This window comes from Pontiella agarivorans (assembly GCF_034531395.1).
Classification (GTDB): domain Bacteria; phylum Verrucomicrobiota; class Kiritimatiellia; order Kiritimatiellales; family Pontiellaceae; genus Pontiella; species Pontiella agarivorans.
In genome coordinates, this window is sequence record NZ_JARVCO010000009.1 from 1 (window position 1) to 5,455 (window position 5,455).

Genomic DNA, 5,455 nt, shown 5'->3' on the forward strand with positions numbered 1-5,455 from the left:
AAATAAAAACCGGCTGCGTGCTACTCTCCCAGGGTCTACCCCCTAGTACCATCGCCGCTGAGGCCCTTCACTTCTGTGTTCGGAATGGGAACAGGTGTTTCCTCCTCGCTATGGCAACCGGAAAATCTTCTAAAATCTACAACTGCATAGTATTGAAATAACGACAACAACGACATGTATAACTTCACGGTTTGTCTGTACGACCGACTTTTGCAAACAGTCGACTTAAAACCTTTCTCTTCCTTCCGGAAGAAAAAATTAAGATCAAGCCTCACGGCTAATTAGTACTGGTCAGCTTCATACATCACTGCACTTTCACATCCAGCCTATCAACGTCCTAGTCTTGAACGAGCCTTGAGATGGCATAAAGCCAAAGGGAAGTCTTATCTTAGAGGGGGCTTGGCACTTAGATGCTTTCAGCGCTTATCCTTCCCATGCGTAGCTACCCAGCGATGCCGTTGGCACGACAACTGGAACACCAGAGGCATGTTAATCCTGGTCCTCTCGTACTAAGGAGTAATCTCTTCAAACTTCCTGCGCCCACGGCGGATAAGGACCAAACTGTCTCACGACGTTCTGAACCCAGCTCGCGTACCGCTTTAATGGGCGAACAGCCCAACCCTTGGGACCTTCTCCAGCCCCAGGATGCGATGAGCCGACATCGAGGTGCCAAACGATTGCGTCGATGTGGACTCTTGGCAATCATCAGCCTGTTATCCCCGGAGTACCTTTTATCCGTTAAGCGATGGCGCTACCACTAGCTACCACCGGATCACTTAGACCTGCTTTCGCACCTGCTCGACTTGTGGGTCTCGCAGTCAAGCACCCTTATACCTATACGCTCTTCGCACGATTGCTGACCGTGCTGAGGGTACCTTTGTGCTCCTCCGTTACTCTTTGGGAGGAAACCGCCCCAGTCAAACTGACTCCCAGACACTGTCCGATGCCCCGATTCAGGGGATCATCGTTAGAATTTCAATAAATCAAAACTGGTATTTCACCAATGGCTCCACACGTCCTGACGAACATGCTTCAAAGCCTCCCAGCTATCCTACATATGAAGTACCAAAACCCAATGTCAGGTCACAGTAAAGGTTCACGGGGTCTTTCCGTCCTGCCGCGGGTATCCGGCATTTTCACCGGAACTACAACTTCACCGAGATTGTTGTTGAGACAGTGCGAAGATCGTTACACGATTCGTGCAGGTCGGAACTTACCCGACAAGGAATTTCGCTACCTTAGGACCGTTATAGTTACGGCCGACATTCACCAGGGCTTCGGTTCAGAGCTTCGAATCAAGTTCTAACCCCTTGCCTTAACCTTTTGGCATTGGTCACGTGTCACACCATATACTTCCTCTTGCGAGTTCGCATAGTGCTATGTTTTTGATAAACAGTCGCCTTCGCCTCTTCACTGCGCCTCGAATTAACGTTACAAGTAAATTGCTAGCCAACTCGAGGACCCCTTCTTCCGAAGATACGGGGTTAATTTGCCGAGTTCCTTAACAACTTTTCTCTCGCGCGCCTTGGTATACTCTACCCTCCCACCTGTGTCGGTTTTGGTACGGTCACCTTACATTCAACGTTTAGAAGCTTTTCTTGGCAGTACAGCATCAGCCAATCCCCTTTGCTCATAGAGCTCAGAGTCCCATCAGATCTCAGGCAAACATGTGCGGATTTTCCTACACAATACCCTACATCTTTAGACCGGCATTTCCAATCGCCGGCTGACCTAGCCTGCTGCGTCCCTCCTTCACTCATGTACGGCGGTACAGGAATATTAAACCTGTTTCCCATCGACTACGCTTTTCAGCCTTGCCTTAGGGGCCGACTAACCCTTCGCGGACGAACCTTCCGAAGGAAACCTTAGGATTTCGGCGGTGTGGATTCTCACCACACTTATCGTTACTCATGTCTGCATAATCACTTGTGTACAGTCCAGGTCGGCTTCCACCTTCCCTTCAACCCGGTACACAACGCTCCCCTACTGCTTTAACAGTAGTTAAAACCCGCAGCTTCGGCAGATAGTTTGAGCCCCGATCATTTTCGGCGCCAAACCTCTCGACCAGTCAGCTATTACGCTTTGTTTAAATGGTGGCTGCTTCTAAGCCAACATCCTGGCTGTCTTCGAGATCTGACATCCTTCTCCACTTAACTATCATTTAGGGGCCTTAGCTGGCGGTCTGGGCTGTTTCCCTCTCGACTACGGAGCTTATCCCCCGCAGTCTGACTCCCGATGTGACGTTCACGGTATTCGGAGTTTGAAAACTCTCAGTACCCCGGGAGGGGCCATCGAGTACTCAGTGCTCTACCTCCGTGAATTGCATTCATCGAGGCTATCCCTCAAGGTATTTCGGGGAGAACCAGCTATCACCTGGTTTGGTTAGCCTTTCACTCCGACCCACAGGTCATCCAAACGTTTTTCAACACGTACTGGTTCGGTCTTCCACTTCCTATTACAGAAGCTTCATCCTGCCCATGGGTAGCTCACCAGGTTTCGGGTCTACCGCAGGCGACTAAGGCGCGCTATTAACACTCGCTTTCGCTTCGGCTCCACATCGAAGATGCTTAACCTTGCCACATACGGTAAGTCGCAGACTCATTATGCAAAAGGCATGCGGCCACCCCGTAGGGCTACCACAGTTTGTAAGTGCACGGTTTCAGGTTCTATTTCACTCCCCTCCAGGGGTTCTTTTCACCTTTCCCTCACGGTACTAGTTCACTATCGGTCTTCAGTTAGTATTTAGCCTTAGGAGGTGGGCCTCCTGTATTCAGTCAGAGTTTCACGTGTTCCGACCTACTCGGGATACCACTAGGGCTCATCACGATTTCGCTTAAGGGGCTATCACCCGCTATGGCTCAACTTTCCAGTTGATTCTGCTATCGATCAAAGTCCCACATTGTGGTCCACACCACACCCTGTAAACAGGATGTTTTGGGCTGTTCCGCGTTCGCTCGCCACTACTTACGGAATCACTTTTGTTTTCTTTTCCTCCGGTTACTAAGATGTTTCAATTCACCGGGTATCGCCTCTACGCACTATTTTATTCATACGCAGATAACAGAGCATTACCTCTGCTGGGTTTTCCCATTCGGAAATCGCCGGGTCAAAGAGTTTTTGCCTCTCACCGACGCTTATCGCAGCTTAACACGTCCTTCATCGCCTACTGAAGCCAAGGCATTCACCGTACACCCTTAGTAGCTTGATCAAATCAAGGTCACTAAAAATTAAGTAACATATATAAAGTATACATGCGCTTGTTGCAGTTATTCAATACTATGCAATTGTCAAAGAACACTCCGCTCAATGCGGAAAAGTCTGATCGTAAAATTTATTCAAGGACCTTTGAATGGTGGGCGTGACAGGAGTCGAACCTGTGACCTCATCCTTATCAGGGATGCGCTCTAACCAACTGAGCTACACGCCCATTTCAAAAAATGGTGGAGGTAAACGGGATCGAACCGATGACCTCCTGAATGCAAATCAGGCGCTCTCCCAGCTGAGCTATACCCCCAGTTTGGTCCAAAATCTTACGTGAATAACTCATAAGAGAATCCATTTTTGAAGCGCTTAGCTCCAGAAATGGTGCGGTTTGTTATGCCTAAACCTTGTGGCAGACCTTTCGATTTGCCGCATCCCGAAGGATGATACCCTAGGTCCGATTTTACAATCGGCCTTCTCCTTAGAAAGGAGGTGATCCAGCCACTGGTTCCCCAACGGCTACCTTGTTACGACTTCATCCCAGTTATCAATCACACCTTAGGCGCCTTCCTCCCTTGACGGGTTGGATCAACGACTTCGGGTGCAACTGACTTCCATGATGTGACGGGCGGTGTGTACAAGACCCGGGAACGTATTCAAGGCGTCGTAGCTGATACGCCTTTACTAGCGATTCCAACTTCACGCAGTCGAGTTTCAGACTACGATCCGAACTGGGGGATGTTTTGAGGATTTGCTCCACCTCGCGGCTTAGCTTCCCACTGTACATCCCATTGTAGCACGCGTGCAGCCCTGGACATAAGGACCATACTGACTTGACGTCATCCCCACCTTCCTCTGGCTTTCACCAGCAGTCTGTTTAGAGTTCCCGCCATTACGCGCTGGCAACTAAACACAGGGGTTGCGCTCGTTGCGGGACTTAACCCAACACCTCACGGCACGAGCTGACGACAGCCATGCAGCACCTGTCTAGCACCCTCGAAGGCTATGTCCCTTTCGGGTCATATGCAGCTAGATGTCAAGCCCAGGTAAGGTTCTTCGCGTTGCATCGAATTAAGCCGCATGCTCCACCGCTTGTGCGGGTCCCCGTCAATTCCTTTGAGTTTTAATCTTGCGACCGTACTCCCCAGGCGGTGCGCTTAATGCGTTAGCTCAGGCACGGATGGGGGTAAAGCCACCCACGCCTAGCGCACACCGTTTACGGTTAGGACTACAGGGGTATCTAATCCCTTTCGCTACCCTAACTTTCGTCCATGAGCGTCAGTATCTGTCCAGAGAAGCGCCTTCGCCGCCGGTGTTCCACTTGATATCTACGCATTTCACCGCTACACCAAGTGTTCCCTTCTCCCCTCCAGTACTCTAGTCTTGCAGTTTCGAATGCAATTCAACGGTTGAGCCGTTGGCTTTCACATCCGACACACAAGACCGCCTGCGGACCCTTTACGCCCAGTAAATCCGAACAACGTTCGCCACCTCTGTATTACCGCGGCTGCTGGCACAGAGTTAGCCGTGACTTCCTCTGCAGGTACTGTCAAATGGCTTTCGTATTAAGAAAACCATCTTTCCTCCCTGCTGACAGGAGTTTACAACCCAAAGGCCGTCTTCCTCCACGCGGCGTCGCATGTTCACACTTCCGTGCATTGACAATGATTCTCGACTGCAGCCTCCCGTAGGAGTCTGGACCGTGTCTCAGTTCCAGTGTGGCTGATCATCCTCTCAGACCAGCTACCCGTAAGCCTTGGTGAGCCGTTACCTCACCAACAAGCTGATAGGAAATGGGCTTATCTCCTTGCGACAGGTTCCGAAGAATCCCCGCCTTTATATAAGGTGCTATGCAGCACCTGAACACATCCGGTATTAATCATCGTTTCCGATGGCTGTCCCGAACAAAGAGGCAAATTACCCATTTATTACTCACCCGTTCGCCGCTCTCATCTAAAACTTCTCTTCCGAAGAATTGAAAAATTAGAATCCCGCTCGACTTGCATGCCTAATCCACGCCGCCAACGTTCGTTCTGAGCCAGGATCAAACTCTCCATCAAATTTTAATAAAATTGATCAGGTTCAAATCCTGTTTCGTATAATTATTCGCATATTTAAAACTCGCTTGCCCCGAGGGGCAATCGACAAAGTTTCAAAGCATTGGCTATAACAAACCGCACCACTTCTGATTCGAAGCGATGCTTCTTACATGTTGTCATATTTCTTATGAGTTATTCTGTTTTCAAAGATCAAA

Annotated in this window: 2 tRNA genes and 3 rRNA genes; all 5 read right to left on the reverse strand. The window is 49.7% G+C overall.

Annotated elements, in window-relative coordinates:
- Positions 1–7 precede the first annotated feature (7 nt).
- The 5 genes from rrf to P9H32_RS07485 all read right to left on the reverse strand — a co-directional run bounded on the left by rrf (position 8) and on the right by P9H32_RS07485 (position 5,261).
- Positions 8–122 (reverse strand): 5S ribosomal RNA (rrf, locus tag P9H32_RS07465).
- 138 nt (positions 123–260) lie between these two features.
- A 23S ribosomal RNA gene (locus P9H32_RS07470) occupies positions 261–3,208 on the reverse strand.
- 142 nt (positions 3,209–3,350) lie between these two features.
- Positions 3,351–3,427: transfer RNA gene (locus tag P9H32_RS07475), tRNA-Ile, on the reverse strand.
- A gap of 11 nt (positions 3,428–3,438) precedes the next feature.
- Positions 3,439–3,514, reverse strand: a tRNA-Ala gene (locus P9H32_RS07480).
- Between the two features lie 172 nt (positions 3,515–3,686).
- Positions 3,687–5,261 (reverse strand): 16S ribosomal RNA (locus tag P9H32_RS07485).
- Together the 16S, 23S and 5S rRNA genes with 2 tRNA genes alongside form the textbook arrangement of a ribosomal RNA operon.
- Positions 5,262–5,455: the final 194 nt, after the last annotated feature.